The sequence below is a fragment of the Bradyrhizobium guangdongense genome (assembly GCF_006483445.1).
GTDB classification, from domain to species: Bacteria; Pseudomonadota; Alphaproteobacteria; order Rhizobiales; family Xanthobacteraceae; genus Bradyrhizobium; species Bradyrhizobium guangdongense_A.
The window spans coordinates 1-15012 of the sequence record NZ_PPPT01000029.1; the positions used below are offsets into that span (position 1 = coordinate 1).

Consider the following 15012-nt stretch of genomic DNA (forward strand, 5'->3'; position numbering starts at 1 on the left):
AGCCGCGGCGCCGGGTCGTGCGTGAGCGGCACCTCACGAACGACCCGGCGCCGCGGCTCCGGCGGCACGAAAAACTCGCCGCAGCCGCCGAGCTGAAACACGTCGCAGGTCGAAACGCTGTAAGTGAACGCGTTGGCGCTGGTCGAAACCATCGCGGTCGCCGCAGCGAAAGCGACGAGCGCAACCGCTGAAAGTCTAGTCGTCGTCGACATCACAGTCTCCGTCAGTTGGAAGAGCGAAACAGTCTGTACGGACCGTTTGACGGGGCCTGAGGGCAACGCGTTCGAGGGCGGAAATGCCAACGTGATCTGGCGCACACAGGGCGAGCCGGAGCTGTCGCGCGAAGCCGGATCTACGCCGTGAGCCTGCAGACCATATAGGTCGCGCTCTCGCCATAGCCTGCGAGCTTGTCGCGCAGCGCCGCATCCGACGCGACCGCGCGAAAGCCAAAGCGCTCCCACATGGATTGCGTGCCGTAGACCGACACCAGCGCGAGGGAGTTGATATCAGCCGCTCTCGCCAGCGCTGCGATATCGGTAACGTATGCCCCCGCGATCCGCCTGCCGCGAAATTTGGGCAGCACCACCACGTCATGCACATAGAGGCAGTCGGCATCGTCAGGCAAGTCGCGCAGGAAATCATCGAGCGGCGGAATGCGATTGAGCTTCCAGGGATGCGCTAGTCCATAGCCGCCGACCGCGTCGCCTGCGACCAGCACCCGGCAGCCGCCGGGGTAGAGGCGCTGCTTCTCCGCAAACACCTCGGGGCGCTCGGGCAGCTCGGGATGAATTTGCGCGGCGATGGCGGCGATCGCGGGGAGATCCGACGGCAGGGCCTGGCGCCAATGCGGGTTCACCGTTTTTCCTTTGTCGGGTGACGATGATTTCATCGGGGGCACCTGAGACTGTCTTTTGCGACCACAGCAAATGTCGCGATGGGCCACAAACGGAAGTCCATTCACATCATGGGCTGGTAGGGAGCGACAAAAATCATGATCAAGAACAGCGTGCCCAATCCCAAACACTGCAAGGCGATCGCAAGCCAGAAGAGCAATGGGCTCTCATATCTCAGCAGTACGGCCCCGAAGCCCAATTGTATCTGCATAGTTCGGAGGCTGTTGAACAACTTGAATCCTACCAACGCGAACGCGATCATCACGACAAAAAGTATCAATATCACTGGCATCGGTGGCTCGCTGAGTTGCGCCGATCCTACCATTCACGCGTCAATCATGGATCATGCCAAACTGTAAAAGTTGAATGTTGGGTCAGCTATGGGTCAAAAGCGGCCTTACCTGCTCGCATCGCCCTGTTCGAGTCATCCACGGGAAGCAGACGTTGCGGCGCTTCGGGGCAAGGTCGGCCGCGGGCCAGTAGCCGACATTACGCTTGCGGGTTATTCGATGATCTCGTCAGCACCGGCAACCAGCCCGAGCAAAGCTGCAGGCCCAGCAAGCGTCGGACAAAGGGCATGAAAGGTGACTTCGGAACCAGGGGCAGGTGATGCCCCCGATTGCATGCGCGAGTAGGACAGCCGTGCGAGATGACGGCATCGCGGTTCGTTGAACACCGAGAACGTGCTGTACACGGATAGGACAACAGCTTACTGTCGAAGTTGGGAATGGCCGTTGTCCACCCTTATGCTGTCCATGAAGCGGTGACTTCCGAAGTCGCTGCTCGCCATCGTAGCGGCAGTTAAAGTGCCATCGGAAGGCGCAATCTGACAGACCAAATGTCGAGGCGAGCGCAGATGCTGACTGCATCTGTGCGAACGCGCCTCTGTGGGCGAAGCAAAGGGAGACCCCCATGAAAATGCCAGAGATTCTGCAAGGGGAGGCGCGGACGCGCTTTCTGCAAGGTATCGCCTTCGGTGCTGTTGCGGCGATGACGATCGGATTTGTCTGGGGCGGCTGGGTCACCGCAGGCACCGCAAAGGCCATGACCACAACGGCAGAGACCACTGGTCGGATGTCTGTCCTCGTACCGATCTGCGTCGCCCAGTTCACTGCGGCTGATGGCGCGCTCGCCAAGTTCAATGCGGCGAGCTCGTATTCAAGGGACGGCATCATCCGCGAATACGTGAAGACCGTTGCCTCTACGACCATGGACTATTCATTGGCCCAGGCCTGCGTAGCCGGCGTCGAGGTTACACTCTCAAAGGCAGGCACAAAAAGCTGAGCGATCTCCCTACCAAGTCTCGTCTGGTGCGTAAGATCGCATGAAAACTCTCATCGCTATGGGGTGAAAGGACCCGTGCTGGTTCAGTTTGAGTCGGGAACTGCCTCGATGACCTGGAAGTGCGAGCCTGCGCGAACTGTGCCGCGCATCTCAAATCCGGCCGTTCGACATAGCGCGGAATACTCGTCGTAGCTCCGTTCAAGCGCCCCGAGCATGACGAGCATATTGAGGTCACTGAATTTCGCGATCGGCCCCTCGTTCGGGGGCTCCACCACGCGTTCAATGATGAGTAGTCTGGCATCGGCCGCCATAGCGCGGCGGCAGCTCTTCAGGATCAAAATCGCTTCCTGATCGTCCCAATCGTGGATAATCGCCCGCATCACATAGGCGTCGGCCCCCTCCGGGATGGTTTCAAAGAAGCTGCCTCCGACGATTTCGCATCTGTCGGCGACACCCTGTTGGTTCAGAACTTCGGCCGCCTTGCCAACCACGTGCGGCTGATCGAACAGCGTTCCGCGCAGGCCCTTGTTTGCGGCGAGAATTCCCGCCAGCAGTTGGCCTTCACCACCCCTGTATCTCACAAATTGCGGTGCGTACGATTTACAATAATGAAGATACTTCAGATTCGAGGTTCGCTTTGGGTCAATCTCGACTGCTTCGGCTGAGTTTGGCCTGCTAGCGCAATTATTCCGTCGGGAACGGCCCGTTACGAAAAATATCGTTGCGCCCCGTTTCGGAATACGACGCGTCCCGCGGCGTCTCATTCGTGCAAGCCAATTGCATGACAAGGAGACAAGATGACGAAGCTATCGCTTTCCCTCGCGCTCATCGCCGCCGCGTCCTTCGCGGTGATGTCGGCCGCCATTGCCGCGCCGGCCAAGACCGGAACGACCGCCAAGGGCGCGGTGCTCACCGATGCCAAGGGCATGACGCTCTACACGTTCGACAAGGACGCCGATGGCAAATCCGCCTGCAACGGCCCGTGTGCGACCAACTGGCCGGTGTTGAAGGCCGAAGCCGGCGACAAGGACGGCGACGGCTACACCATCATCACGCGTGACGACGGCTCGAAGCAGTGGGCCTACAAGGGCAAGCCGCTCTACACCTTTGCCAAGGACCAGAAGCCCGGCGACATCACCGGCGACGGCTTTCTGAACGGCGCCTGGCATCTGGCGATGCCCTGATCGTCGAAGAGAACATGGCGGACGAGCGCAAACGCCATCCGCCATGTTTCGCACGACCATGATTCATCCGCGGGGACGACAAAGCTCTGCTTCGTGCCTTGTATTCGACGAATTCGTAGCCATTTCGGGCTGATACCAGGCCGGAAGGGCATTTCGATGAAGCTGCGCGTCGGATTCGAAATGCTCTACGAGTTCCCGCAGCCAACACCGATGATCATGGTGCTCGGCACGCATTTCACGCGCGCGTCCGATATGATCGTGCCGGACTTCCTGACCACCGACCCCGTGGTCGAGATCGCACCCTATCGCGACATGTTTGGAAACTGGTGCAGCCGCATTGTCGCACCCGCCGGCCACATGCGCCTTTCCGGCGATGGTGTGGTTCGCGACAGCGGCCTGCCGGATCCGGTATTCGCCTCGGCGTTTCAGCACACGATTGAATCCTTGCCTGCGGAGACGCTGCCATATCTGCTCGGCAGCCGCTATTGCGAGACCGATCGGCTGTCGGAGATCGCCTGGAAGCTGTTCGAAAAGACCCCTTTGGGCTGGGCGCGAGTGCAGGCGATCTGCGATTTCGTTCACCATCATATCGCCTTCGGATACGAGCACGCGCGCGCCACCAAGACGGCATGGGAGGCCTACAGCGAAGGCAAGGGCGTGTGCCGCGACTATGCCCATCTGGCCATTACATTCTGCCGCTGCATGAATATTCCGGCCCGCTATTGCACCGGCTATCTCAGCGACATCGGGACGCCGCAGCCCTGGGCCGCAGGGGATTTTGCCGGCTGGTTTGAAGCCTATATCGGCGGCCGCTGGCACACCTTCGATCCGCGCAACAACGTCCCGCGGATTGGCCGGGTTCTGATCGGTCAGGGACGCGATGCCTGCGATGTCCCGATCACGCAGACGTTCGGGCCGAACAAGCTGACGAGCTTCAAGGTATGGACCGACGAGATCGCGTGATGGCGCTGAACCCGCTCAGCGACGACGAATTCGCCTCGCTGCTCACGGTCGGCAAGGCCGATCGCCAGCACGACATTCCGCAGTTGCATTGGGAGCGCCTCGTCGCCCTCGGCTACGCGATCCGGCGGCTCGGAGAGCTCGAACTGACCGCCGCCGGGGTGAAGCGCGTGGCGGCAGGACGATAGGGTTCCGGGCGGGACGGCGACCACGTCACCTCAAGTATTCGAGCTGCATCGCGACGAAATCGGCGGTGCGTGCGCCATAGCGCGCATCGATCGCACGCAGCGTCTCGTCAAGCGCTTTTGCCGGCGGCAGCGTTGCTGTCGCCGGCGGCCGCTGCTCTGCGGGCCAGTCCGTCGCGGTGGTGTCGGGCAGGATGCGCACGCCGTTACGGCTCGGCCGCGCCTCCCGTGATGCCGCATAGGTGAGCAGGCGCGCGCGATAGGTGCGTGTCCAGGCGTCGACGGCGAGTGCCAGCGAGACTTCGTCGAGGCCGGGCGCAAGCGCAACGCCGAGTTGCTCCCTGGTCCAGAACGACAGCGTGTTCACGATGGCCGTCGTTGCGAACGGGCGCGTGAAGCTGAAGGCTGCGCTGCGGTGGCGGGCATCCCAATTGATGATGCCGATATCGCGCGCGACAGTCGCCGCCTTGTCATGGCCGGCAATCGCCTCGATGAGAGTGAGCGCCATCGGCATCGACGCGGTGATGCCGGTCGTCGTTGCGACGCCCCGGTCGACGACGAACCTGCGATCCCTGACATAGCGGATCGCGGAATGTTTCTTGAGATCCTTTACGGAATACCAATGTGTCGTGGCGGTCTTGCCGTCGAGCAGCCCGGCATTGGCGACAATGGTGGCGCCAACGCAGACGCCGATGACGATCGCGCCCTTGGCCGCCTGATCCCTGATCCATTGCAGCACGACCGGATCGTCGTCGCGGCTCATCGCGGGCACGATGACGTAGTCGGCTCCATCTGGATGTCGCGCATCGAAATCGGCAATGGTCCCATGCGGCGCGACTTTCAGCGCCGGAAAGAGTGTCACCGGCCCCGGTTGCGTCGCCACCAAGAGAACGTCAGCGATGTCGGCGCGTTTGAGGATGCCGTAGGGCATCAGATAGTCCGTGGTTTCGGTCATGTCGTTGATGCCGACGATGGCGATCAGCGGTCGGGCGCGCTTCGGTGGCTTCAGCGCGGCGAGCGTCGCGTCGGCCTCGTCCTTTGCGATCGGCGCCGGCGTCGCCCGCGCGGGCGTGCCGGGCAGGGTGAGCAGCCAGATTCCGAACATGGTGAGGGCCAGCGCGGCGATGCCGGCGCCGCTCCAGATGACAAGTCGCCAGCTCATGACATTCCGCTTCGCTGAGTTCGTTTCAATCGGCGCGAAACCTACGCGCGCGAAACGTCGAGCGAAATGACGCAAATCCGGCAAAAACGGTCATGGCAGAGCGTTTTCCAGCGAAGTGGACACCGGTTCGCGTCAAGAAAACGCGTCAAAACAAGAGTCCATAGGATGCGATCACTCGCCGCGCCAGATCGTTGCTTCCGTCCAGCCAAGCTCGGCAAATTCCGACGCGCGCAGCGGCGCTTCCTCGGTGGCGAAGAATTCGTCGAGCTGGGGCGGGGCGACGCTCGTGCCCGACAGCATGGCGTGGGCCTGGCCGCGGTGATGGATCTGATGCTGGAACAGATGCATCAACAGGCGGTCGCGGCGCTCGTTTTGTACGCGCGTGTCGCGATTGATGCGCACGGTCTCGTCCAGCTTCTCAGGCGTGAGCGCATCGCAATGCGCGATCAGGCGCCGGTCCATGGCGGCCTGGGCCGGTTTCAGTCCGGCGACATCAGGAAACGGAATCTGGTTCGCCCAGGCTTTTGGGCCGAGCCAGCCGCCTTCCAGTGCGTCGATGTAGAAGAGGTCGACATAATAAAGGTGGTTCAAGGTTGCCTGAAGGCTCGGAAAGAAGCTCTTCCGCTCCGCCTCGAACTCCGCCTGGCTGAGGTTTGCGCACGCCGTCAGCAGGCGATGGTTGGCCCAGCCGTTGTTGTGGGCGAAGGCGCGGAACGTCTGGACGAGACCTGATGGCATGTCGTTCTCGCCCTACGCCAGCTTGCGCGGCGCAGCCGTGGCCTTGTCGCCGGTGTTCGGCGTGCCGGTCGGCTCGATCAGCAACAGATGCACTTCCTCGCGCGCCACGGGCCGGTGCTCGACGCCCCTGGGGACCACGAACAGCTCGCCGGCACGCAGCGTCACGGTGCGGTCGCGCAGCTCGATGTCGAGCACGCCTTTCAGCACCAGAAAGAAATCATCGGTGTCGTCGTGCTTGTGCCAGGTGAATTCGCCCTTCACCTTGACCACCATCACGTCGTTGTCGTTGAAGGTCGCAACCGTGCGCGGCGACCAGTGGTCGCTGAAAGTTGCAAGCTTTTGCGCGAGCGAGATCGTATCGGCCATTTTTTGCCTCTGCCGGACCAGGATAGAGGCAATTTGGGTTTGCTGGCCGGTTCCGGCAAGGGCAGCGTCGATTTGCCCGAGATGTCAGACGGATAGGCGCGGCCACATAGCGCTGATGCCTGCAACCGCCGGCTACTGTGCATGGGGTTGTTTCAAACCCTGGTCGCGGAGGTCCTACCTCAGCCCCTCATACACCATCAGCCCGCGCGCGACCTGCAGCTTGCGGATGGCGCGGGGCAACAGTTTTTCGGGCTGATGCAGATAGCGCCAGGAGGTGAGGGTGAAGGCGCCGAGCGCGGCGCAGGCATCGTCGAACGGCGCCAGCACGCCGGTGACGCTGACAGGGGTGTACGGGCGGGCGTTGAAGGGCAGCAGCAGCAGCTCAAGATGCGCCTTGGTCCCGTCGTCACGCGTGGCGGTGATGCCGGCAATCGCCCCGATCGTCTCGTCGGCGATGATGGTCGTGATCTCCTCGATCTCGCGGCGGCTCTCAGGTGCAAACAGCGCAGCAAAGCTCGAGTCCTTGAGGTCACGCCCCGCCAGCGCGCAGACGCGGGTGCCGGCGACGCGGAAGGGGAAGCCGAGCTTTGGTTCGCAGGACAGGACGAAGATGTCGCCGAGCAGCCCCCGGACAGCGGCCGGGTCGATGTCGGCGCGATCGGGCGCCCGGGCCGTGCCGCGCTTGTCGTCCCAATAAGCGAAGAAGTCGCGGCTTGACGGATGTTTCATGTTTTGACGCTCGCCCCTCCTGCACATCGTGGGACAAAGCTGTCCCGCTTCAGTGCACCGGAGATCCCTGTGTTGTTGTGCAGGAGGGGTATTGCAGCGTCCATGCCGCACAGGCGTTTTTGGCCCCGCGGCGGGTGCCTTTGCGTCGTTAACGTTAAGTTAACTATGCGCTTTGCGCAGGTGAGGCGGCTGCTATGGTGACGGCGGTCGCAAGCTCCGCCGTTTTCATCCAGGTTCTCGGCGGGGCCTGTGCACGGGCGTCAAACAGTTTGGTCAGCGCGACGGGGAGGGGTGGGGATATCCTTGCTCCTCGGATTAGCGACAAGGCCGACATGGACAGGCGGGGCTTTCCCAGGGCCCCGCCTTTTCCTTTTTGAGCCACGCATTTGTGCCCTTGCACGGGGTGGCCAAAGGCGCCTATCTGCAGGGATCGCGACGACCGCGCCCAAAAGCCGAGTTTCCCTTGGATTCCCCGCACGACTCTCAGCCGGATGTACCGACCCAACCCGGGGACGGCCCGCGCGAGCCGATCCTGACGCTGCCGGCGGCGCTGACCGCCTACATCATCCTGCTGGCGGTGATCCACCTGCGGGTGCTGCTGCCGCCGGAGCTGGAGAACTGGACCATCGACGTCTTCGGCTTCATCCCGAAGCGCTACGATTCCTCGCTGCTCAACCTGCAAATCCCCGGCGGCACTGGCGCGAAGGTCTGGACCTTCGTCACCTATTCGCTGCTGCACGCGAACCTGACCCATCTCGGCTTCAACGTGCTGTGGCTGCTGCCGTTCGGCAGCGCGCTGGCGCGGCGCTTTGGCGCGGTGCGTTTCTATTTGTTCCTGGCGGTGACGGCTGCGGCCGGTGCGCTCGCCCATCTCGTCACCCATGAGCACGCGATCGCGCCGATGATCGGCGCCTCCGCATCGGTCTCCGGGGCCATGGCCGCCGCGATCCGCTTTGCCTTCGTGCGCGGCAGTTTTCTGTCGTTCAGCCGCGCCGATGCCGAAACCGCGGCAAAGGTTCCAGCGCTGCCGCTGTCGCGCGCGCTTCGCGACGCTCGCGTGCTCGGCTTCCTCGCCGTGTGGTTCGGCGTCAACATCGTGTTCGGCATCGGCGCGATCGGGGTCGGTACCGAAGGTGCGACGGTCGCCTGGCAGGCGCATATCGGCGGCTTCGTCGCAGGGCTATTGCTGTTCTCGCTGTTCGATCCCGTGCCGCGCGCGCGGGGCGATGCTGCGGATGCGTCATCACGGGACATTTCAAACCGTATTTGAAGCGGCGCTTGCGGCTCACGGCGAATTCATTCATCATCTCACGCGAAGAATGTCGTGAAACGACAAGCCGGTAGCGGCCCTGCTTCGTGCGGCGCCTGAGAGATGAACCGGCTTTGAGACTGTTAGTTGAAGACTCGTGAACAAAGTCCGGCCCGAACAAGGCTGGGTCGGATTCAGGGAGACGACAATGACGGTACGTTCAATTCTCAACACCAAGGGCCACCAGATCATGAGCGTCGAGCCCGACGCCAAGATGTCGGCCGCGATCAAGCTGCTCGGCGAGAAGAGGATCGGCGCGGTGCTGGTGATGAATCAGAGCAGGCTGGAAGGCATCTTGTCGGAGCGCGACATCGTCCGTGTGCTCGGCGAGCGGGGCGCCGCGGTGCTGGACGAGCCGGTGTCTGCTGTCATGACCCGAAAGGTCGTGACCTGCAAGGAGACCGACACGGTGGCCGAGATCATGGAGATGATGACAATCGGCAAGTTCCGCCATCTGCCGGTGCTCGACAACGGCAAGGTGGCCGGCCTGATCTCGATCGGCGACATCGTCAAATGGCGCGTGCGCGAATACGAGACCGAGCAGGAAGCCCTGCGCGACTACATCAAGACGGCGTAGCGGCGAAGTCTACCCACCGGCCTTCGGCGCGCTGCCTTCCGGCGCCGGGGCCAGCACGTGGATCGCCTCCTGGATCGAGTCGATCGCGCGCTCGGCGGCGCGGGTGCCGAACGCGATCAGATCCTCGGCGCGGTGGAAATCGAACCAGCCGATCTGGCCGACTCGCGGCGAGATCAGCATGTCCGGCGGATCGCCGGCAAGGCGGGCCCGGGTGATGCGGTCCTGCATGATGTTGAAGGCATCGACCATCACCGACGAGATTCCGGGCCGTCCGCCGCCGCCAAAGAACTCCCGCTTCACCGTCTTCTCCGGCGAGAAGAATCTTGGGAAGCGCCGCTTGGCACTGGTGTCCTCGGTTGCGGGCGCGAGTTCGTCCGGCATCGCGCCGTGCGAATAGATCGTGGTTGAATGGGTGAAGATGTCGCTGGAAAGGTTTGCGGCGATGACGATTTCCGCACCCAGCGCCCGCGCCGCCGAGACCGGCACCGGATTGACCAGCGCGCCGTCGACCAGCCAGCGGTCGCCGATCAGCACGGGAGAGAAGATGCCGGGCAGCGCGTAGGAGGCGCGCATCGCATCGACCAGGCGGCCGCGGGTCAGCCAGATCTCGTGGCCGGTGCGCACCTCGGTCGCGACCCCGGCATATTTGACCGGCAGGTCTTCGATCAGGCTCGGGCCCATCGCTTCTTCCAGGCGCGAGGCGAGCTTTTCGCCGCCGATCAGGCCGGAGCCGTTGAGGCGGATGTCGAGGTAGCCGAGGATATTGCGGACCCCGCGCAGGCTGTGTGCCCACTCCTCCAGCGTGTCGAGATGGCCGGCCGCATAGGCGCCACCGACCACGGCGCCGATCGAGGTGCCGACCACGACGTTTGGCACGATGCCGTTCGCAAGCAATGTCCTGATGATTCCGATATGGGCAAAGCCGCGCGCAGCACCACCGCCGAGGGCCAGCCCGATCACCGGGCGGCGGACCGTGCCGAGGCCAATCTTTTCGCCGTTGGACCCGTTCGCGCCCCGGCCTTTCAACATATCAAGCACCGAACAACTCCTACGACACAGACCGTTCCGCGCACGGCCAGACTATGGCACCGCGCTCCCGTCTCGCCAGATGGACCGCGAAGCATGGTTTATGCCGTTTTGGCGAGGGCGCGCGGCGCCAGTATGGCGCCGCCTGATGGTACCGGGACTAACCGACCGGGGTTCCCAACGGTTCCAAAGTCAGTATTTGTCGCGCGTCGCAAGGCTTGAATTTGCCGCGTTTTCGGTGAAAAGCAGGGCCATGACACTCGGGGGTGACGGCATCGGCGGATGGCGGCGCGGCGGACGGCTGCTGCCGGCCCTGATGCTTGCTGTTTCCGTGCTGGTTTTCGCCCCGACCGGTGCGCATGCGCAGTTCTTCTCGGACCGGCCGCCGCCGGTGCCGCCGGCCTCCGTGCCGGATCCCGGCGGAGCCGTCAGCCTCGCGCCGCCCGGCGGTCCTGCCGGCGTGCAAAGCCTGCCGCCCACGCTGACCCAGCCGAATTCTCCCACCATCCCGCCGACGGTCTCGACCGTTCCTCCGGCCGCTCCGCTCGGGGCCGCGGTGCCGGGCCAGGGCGTACTGTCGCTGACCGCGAAATACGGCAAGGACCTGCCTGCCATCACCAGCGGGCTGGTCTGGCGCGTGTTCTCCGACCGTCCCGACGAGACCGGGACGTTCAAGCTGATCCGCGAGGATCGCAACCCGACGCCCAACATCGTGCTGCCGCCGGGCAACTATGTCGTGCACGTCGCCTTCGGCCTCGTCAGTGCGGTGCGCACGGTGAGCCTCAAGGCGGAGACCGATCGCGAATCCTTCGTGCTGCCGGCGGGCGGCCTGCGCATCGAAGGCCGCGTCGGCACCAGCCGCATCCCGCAGAACCAGATCTCGTTTGCGATCTACAAGGGCAGCCAGTTCGAAGGCGGCGAGCGCTCCTCGCTGGTGCCGAACGTCGCCGCCGGCGACGTCGTGCTGCTGCCGGAGGGCACCTACTACATCATCTCCAACTATGGGGACGCCAATTCGGTGGTGCGCTCCGACATCCGCGTGCAGGCGAGCAAGCTCACCGACGTCACCATCACCCACCGTGCCGCGGTCATCACGCTCAAGCTCGTCAGCGACAAGGGCGGCGAGGCGCTGGCCAACACGGCCTGGTCAGTGCTGACGCCGGGCGGCGACATCATCAAGGAATCGATCGGCGCCTTCCCGCGCGTCGTGCTCTCCGAAGGTGAATACCGCGCCATCGCCAAGAACGAGGGCAAGGTCTATGAGCGCGGCTTCAATGTCGTGAACGGCGTCGACGGCGAAGTCGAAGTCGTCGCCCGGTAGGGCGCTCGGCGCCTTTGCGGTTCCACAGCGGGATACCGCAATTCTCATCCAGCGCATGATTACAGGGCAGGCTGGCCGTCGAGGCTAAATCCGCATTTGCGCGCGTTCATCCCGCACCGCATCCTTGGCTGGTGACGAGGCTGTTCTTGACCCGCAACGGATGGAGGATGCACGCCACACGCCTGTTGCTGTGTTCAAATGTGAACACTGACGAAGTGCGCGAAGGCTTCAGTGACTAGCGCCGGCGACACCGCTACCAAGCTGCTTTCAGCGCAACACTTCCCCACCGGCTGCGCGAATCCGACAATCAATTTTGTTCTCTTTCCATCGTGCTGCGTTATATGTCGGATGTCCGTCCATGGAGGCCGGATCGTCGGGCTCGTTCGGGCGCGGCGGCGAGCAGGGGGTTTTAGCCTTTCGGCATGTTCGAAGTGGTGCTCACCAGACGCAAGCGCTTGGGCTGGCGGTGGCAGGTTTGCGATCAGGCCGGCAAGGTCTTTGCCGACGGCTTTGAGCGCACGCGGCCGGCCGCGAAGTATCATGCCGAGCGCGCACTGTTTTTCCTGCTCTCCCAGGCCCATCTGACCAAGCGCTCCGCCGCCCCCAGCGAAGACTAGCTCGGCGACCGGTATCCGTCCGCTCGGGGACATCCGATTGTCGTGCACCTGTCATGGTCTCTAACGCGCACTAACCATCGTCTCACTTTGAACTGTCATAATCGCGCGGCGAGTTCCCTCGCGCCTGCACTCTTCACACGTCCTTAAGCAGGCCTGCATTGGATGCGGGCTGCGACGTGCGTGGGGAATGCGATGAGTGCCGCGAAGAAGGCGTCGGGAAAACCGACCACCGAAATGTTCGACGACATCCCGGTGCTTCAGCGCAAATGGCGCGCGGCCTTGCGACCCGGCGAGCGGCTTCCGCGCTACGAAGATGTCATGCTCGGCAGTCTCGGCCGGCTCGCCGATCATATCGCGCTTCTGCGCCATGACGGCGTGCTCGAGCTATCGCGCAGCGGGCGCTATGTGCAGCAATGGCTCGGCGACGAACGCTGGGACGTTCCGGTCGCACAGTTTCCGCCGGATTGCGCCACGGTGCTGACCGGAGCCGCGGCGAACGCGCTCGAAACCGGCAAGCCGCACCTTGCGAGCGCGCATTGCGTGCGCGACGGCATGGTCCGGACTTACGACGTACTGGCGCTGCCGACTGCTTCGCGCTGGGGCGCCACCCTGATCGGTGCCTACATCAACGAGCGCAGCGCGCAGTACAATTTGCTCGATGCGATCTTCTCCTCGACCGACGACGCGGTAATATCGTTTGCCGCTTTGCGCGACGCGCGCGCGGAGCCTTTCGACTTCCAGATCGTTCACCACAACGCGAGCGCGGAGCTGTTCCTGAACATGCCGGCGGGCGAATTGCTCTGGCGTTGCCTGAGCGAGGGCGGCGGACTGCTGGCGTCGGCCGAGATCGTCGAACTCTTGCGCGCGGCGGTCGCAACCGGCCGCAGTGCGCCGCTCGAAATCGAGACCGACGGCCGCCATTTTCGCCTGAGCGCGACCGCGTTTGCCGACGTCGTCTCGCTGACGATGTCCGACGTCACAGCGCTGAAACGGCGCGACGCCTCGTTCCGTCTGCTGTTCGACAACAATCCGATGCCGATGTGGGTGTTCGACGCAGAGACCAGGCAGTTCCTCAGCGTGAACGATGCCGCGGTCCAGCACTACGGCTACAGCCGCGCCGCCTTCCTGCGCATGACCTTGCCTGAGATCTGGCCACAGGACGAGTGGGAGAGCCACGCCGAGGCACTGGAGCGGCTCGGCGATACCTATCGCTCCTCGCGCAACTGGCGGCACCTGCGTGCCGACGGCAGCGAGATCGAGGTTTTGACCTTCGGCCGTCGTGTCGCCTTCGACGATCGTGACGGCTACCTGGTCGCGGTGGTCGACATCACCGAGCGGCGCAAGGCCGAGGCGCGGATCGCCTACATGGCCCATCATGACGGCCTCACCAGCCTGCCGAACCGCGAGCATTTCCAGGAGCGCCTGAAGCAGGCGCTCGACCAGGCCAGGGGCAAGCGGGTCGGCGTGCTCTGCATCGATCTCGACCTGTTCAAGACCATCAACGATTCCTTCGGTCATCCCGTCGGCGACCGGCTGCTGAAGGAAGTCGCGGAGCGGCTGCGCACCGCGATCCGCGGCGCCAACCTCGCCGCGCGGCTTGGCGGTGACGAGTTCGCGGTGATCCTCAGCTCCGACGTCTCGCCCAACGAGGCGAGCGCTTGCGCCAGCCTGCTGATCGACATGCTGAGCGCGCCCTACGACATCGACGGGCAGGAAATGGTGATCGGCGCCAGCATCGGCATCGCGCTGTCGCCCGGCGATGGCGCGACGTCGGAAGAGCTGATGCGCAATGCCGACATGGCGCTGTACCAAGCCAAGTCGGATGGCGGCGGCGTGCACCATTTCTTCGAGAAGGAGATGGACCGCCAGGCGCAGAGGCGGCGCGACATGGAGCTCGATCTGCGCCGCGCCTTCGCCAATGGCGAGTTCGAGCTGCATTATCAGCCGCTGGTCGCAATCGCTGCCGGACGCATCGCGGGCTTCGAATCCCTGCTGCGGTGGTGCCACCCGGACAAGGGCATGATCTCGCCCGCCGAATTCATCCCGGTCGCCGAGGACATCGGGCTGATCGTCCAGCTCGGCGAATGGGTGTTGCGGGAGGCCTGCAGCGAGGCGGTGAAATGGCCGGCCGACATCAAGGTCGCGGTCAATCTCTCGCCGGCGCAGTTCCGCAGCCGCAATCTCGTGCAGGTCGTGATCTCGGCACTGGCGCAGTCCGGCCTGTCGCCGAAGCGGCTCGAGCTCGAGATCACTGAGTCGGTCTTTCTCGCCGAGACCGACGCGAATCTTGCGACGCTGCACCAGTTGCGCGGGCTGGGCGTCGGCATTTCCATGGACGATTTCGGCACCGGCTATTCCAGCCTCAGCTATCTCCGCAGCTTTCCCTTCGACAAGATCAAGATCGACCGTTCCTTCGTCAAGGATCTCAGCGATCGACCGGATTGCGTCGCGATCGTGCGGGCGATCTCGGGTCTTGGCCGCAGCCTCAACATCACGACGACGGCCGAGGGGGTCGAGACCGAGGATCAGCTCGACTGGTTGCGCGCCGAGGGCTGCAACGAGGTACAGGGCTTTCTGTTCAGCGCCGCGCGCCCCGCGAGCGAGATCGGCAAGCTGCTCGCTGAGTTCGGCCGCGCGTCACGGGCGGCGTAGCTCGGCCGT

16 protein-coding genes and 1 pseudogene are annotated in these 15012 nt (G+C 63.7%); 9 read left to right on the forward strand and 8 right to left on the reverse strand.

Annotated elements, in window-relative coordinates; translation table 11 throughout:
• Window positions 1–212, reverse strand: a pseudogene (locus tag C2U70_RS04505) (hypothetical protein); the annotation flags it as partial.
• A 140-nt stretch (window positions 213–352) separates the two neighbouring features.
• Entirely contained in the window at window positions 353–856 is a 504-nt protein-coding gene (locus C2U70_RS04510) for a GNAT family N-acetyltransferase (RefSeq protein ID WP_246666659.1), read from the reverse strand.
• Window positions 857–1805: 949 nt separating this feature from the next.
• Between C2U70_RS04510 and C2U70_RS04515 the strand changes: the two genes are divergently transcribed.
• A complete protein-coding gene (locus C2U70_RS04515; protein WP_140976661.1) occupies window positions 1806–2177 on the forward strand; it encodes a hypothetical protein in 372 nt (123 codons plus the stop codon).
• An 83-nt stretch (window positions 2178–2260) separates the two neighbouring features.
• Here the strand turns inward: C2U70_RS04515 and C2U70_RS04520 are convergent, their stop codons facing one another.
• Complete coding sequence (locus tag C2U70_RS04520; protein ID WP_246666660.1) at window positions 2261–2758, reverse strand: methyltransferase; 498 nt, start codon at window positions 2756–2758, stop codon at window positions 2261–2263.
• 216 nt (window positions 2759–2974) lie between these two features.
• Between C2U70_RS04520 and C2U70_RS04525 the strand changes: the two genes are divergently transcribed.
• The 3 genes from C2U70_RS04525 (at window position 2975) to C2U70_RS04535 (ending at window position 4509) form a co-directional block, all read left to right on the forward strand.
• Window positions 2975–3361 carry a COG4315 family predicted lipoprotein gene (locus C2U70_RS04525; protein WP_140976662.1) on the forward strand — a complete coding sequence of 129 codons (387 nt, stop codon included), beginning with the start codon at window positions 2975–2977 and terminating at the stop codon, window positions 3359–3361.
• A gap of 156 nt (window positions 3362–3517) precedes the next feature.
• The gene (locus C2U70_RS04530) at window positions 3518–4324 is read left to right on the forward strand and encodes a transglutaminase-like domain-containing protein (protein WP_140976663.1); all 807 of its coding nucleotides are present in this window, start codon (window positions 3518–3520) and stop codon (window positions 4322–4324) included.
• Window positions 4303–4509, forward strand: coding sequence for a hypothetical protein (locus C2U70_RS04535; RefSeq protein WP_246666661.1), 207 nt, complete (start codon window positions 4303–4305; stop codon window positions 4507–4509). Before C2U70_RS04530 ends, C2U70_RS04535 begins: the two co-directional genes overlap by 22 nt.
• 25 nt (window positions 4510–4534) lie before the next feature.
• Here C2U70_RS04535 and C2U70_RS04540 read toward each other — a convergent pair whose 3' ends face one another.
• The 4 genes from C2U70_RS04540 to C2U70_RS04555 all read right to left on the reverse strand — a co-directional run bounded on the left by C2U70_RS04540 (window position 4535) and on the right by C2U70_RS04555 (window position 7501).
• Complete coding sequence (locus C2U70_RS04540; protein ID WP_140976664.1) at window positions 4535–5668, reverse strand: DJ-1/PfpI family protein; 1134 nt, start codon at window positions 5666–5668, stop codon at window positions 4535–4537.
• 171 nt (window positions 5669–5839) lie between these two features.
• The gene (locus C2U70_RS04545; protein ID WP_140976665.1) at window positions 5840–6406 is read right to left on the reverse strand and encodes a DinB family protein; all 567 of its coding nucleotides are present in this window, start codon (window positions 6404–6406) and stop codon (window positions 5840–5842) included.
• Between the two features lie 12 nt (window positions 6407–6418).
• Window positions 6419–6772, reverse strand: coding sequence for a cupin domain-containing protein (locus tag C2U70_RS04550; RefSeq protein ID WP_140976666.1), 354 nt, complete (start codon window positions 6770–6772; stop codon window positions 6419–6421).
• Between the two features lie 174 nt (window positions 6773–6946).
• On the reverse strand, window positions 6947–7501 hold the full coding sequence (locus tag C2U70_RS04555) for a PAS domain-containing protein (protein WP_140976667.1): 555 nt from the start codon (window positions 7499–7501) through the stop codon (window positions 6947–6949).
• A 463-nt stretch (window positions 7502–7964) separates the two neighbouring features.
• On the opposite strand from C2U70_RS04555, the gene C2U70_RS04560 reads away from it, so the two are divergent.
• Window positions 7965–8771, forward strand: a complete 807-nt coding sequence (locus C2U70_RS04560) for a rhomboid family intramembrane serine protease (RefSeq protein WP_140976668.1) — start codon at window positions 7965–7967, stop codon at window positions 8769–8771.
• A gap of 187 nt (window positions 8772–8958) precedes the next feature.
• The gene (locus C2U70_RS04565) at window positions 8959–9387 is read left to right on the forward strand and encodes a CBS domain-containing protein (protein WP_140976669.1); all 429 of its coding nucleotides are present in this window, start codon (window positions 8959–8961) and stop codon (window positions 9385–9387) included.
• Window positions 9388–9396: 9 nt separating this feature from the next.
• On the opposite strand, the gene C2U70_RS04570 is transcribed toward C2U70_RS04565, so the two are convergent.
• The gene (locus C2U70_RS04570; RefSeq protein ID WP_140976670.1) at window positions 9397–10425 is read right to left on the reverse strand and encodes a patatin-like phospholipase family protein; all 1029 of its coding nucleotides are present in this window, start codon (window positions 10423–10425) and stop codon (window positions 9397–9399) included.
• Between the two features lie 241 nt (window positions 10426–10666).
• On the opposite strand from C2U70_RS04570, the gene C2U70_RS04575 reads away from it, so the two are divergent.
• From C2U70_RS04575 to C2U70_RS04585, 3 genes are all read left to right on the forward strand, one after another.
• Complete coding sequence (locus C2U70_RS04575; protein ID WP_140976671.1) at window positions 10667–11734, forward strand: hypothetical protein; 1068 nt, start codon at window positions 10667–10669, stop codon at window positions 11732–11734.
• A gap of 422 nt (window positions 11735–12156) precedes the next feature.
• Window positions 12157–12351 (forward strand): hypothetical protein, encoded by a 195-nt coding sequence (locus C2U70_RS04580; RefSeq protein ID WP_140976672.1) that lies wholly within the window; start codon window positions 12157–12159, stop codon window positions 12349–12351.
• 192 nt (window positions 12352–12543) lie between these two features.
• Complete coding sequence (locus C2U70_RS04585) at window positions 12544–15003, forward strand: putative bifunctional diguanylate cyclase/phosphodiesterase (protein ID WP_140976673.1); 2460 nt, start codon at window positions 12544–12546, stop codon at window positions 15001–15003.
• Window positions 15004–15012: the final 9 nt, after the last annotated feature.

Excerpts from the sequence above, each read along its gene's own strand:
- C2U70_RS04565 (WP_140976669.1), top strand. The coding sequence starts at position 8,959 with ATGACGGTACGTTCAATTCTCAACACCAAGGGCCACCAGATCATGAGC.
- C2U70_RS04555 (WP_140976667.1), bottom strand. The coding sequence starts at position 7,501 with ATGAAACATCCGTCAAGCCGCGACTTCTTCGCTTATTGGGACGACAAG.
- C2U70_RS04545 (WP_140976665.1), bottom strand. The coding sequence starts at position 6,406 with ATGCCATCAGGTCTCGTCCAGACGTTCCGCGCCTTCGCCCACAACAAC.
- C2U70_RS04515 (WP_140976661.1), top strand. The coding sequence starts at position 1,806 with ATGAAAATGCCAGAGATTCTGCAAGGGGAGGCGCGGACGCGCTTTCTG.
- C2U70_RS04535 (WP_246666661.1), top strand. The coding sequence starts at position 4,303 with ATGGACCGACGAGATCGCGTGATGGCGCTGAACCCGCTCAGCGACGAC.
- C2U70_RS04530 (WP_140976663.1), top strand. The coding sequence starts at position 3,518 with ATGAAGCTGCGCGTCGGATTCGAAATGCTCTACGAGTTCCCGCAGCCA.
- C2U70_RS04575 (WP_140976671.1), top strand. The coding sequence starts at position 10,667 with ATGACACTCGGGGGTGACGGCATCGGCGGATGGCGGCGCGGCGGACGG.
- C2U70_RS04580 (WP_140976672.1), top strand. The coding sequence starts at position 12,157 with ATGTTCGAAGTGGTGCTCACCAGACGCAAGCGCTTGGGCTGGCGGTGG.
- C2U70_RS04540 (WP_140976664.1), bottom strand. The coding sequence starts at position 5,668 with ATGAGCTGGCGACTTGTCATCTGGAGCGGCGCCGGCATCGCCGCGCTG.
- C2U70_RS04550 (WP_140976666.1), bottom strand. The coding sequence starts at position 6,772 with ATGGCCGATACGATCTCGCTCGCGCAAAAGCTTGCAACTTTCAGCGAC.
- C2U70_RS04585 (WP_140976673.1), top strand. The coding sequence starts at position 12,544 with ATGAGTGCCGCGAAGAAGGCGTCGGGAAAACCGACCACCGAAATGTTC.
- C2U70_RS04525 (WP_140976662.1), top strand. The coding sequence starts at position 2,975 with ATGACGAAGCTATCGCTTTCCCTCGCGCTCATCGCCGCCGCGTCCTTC.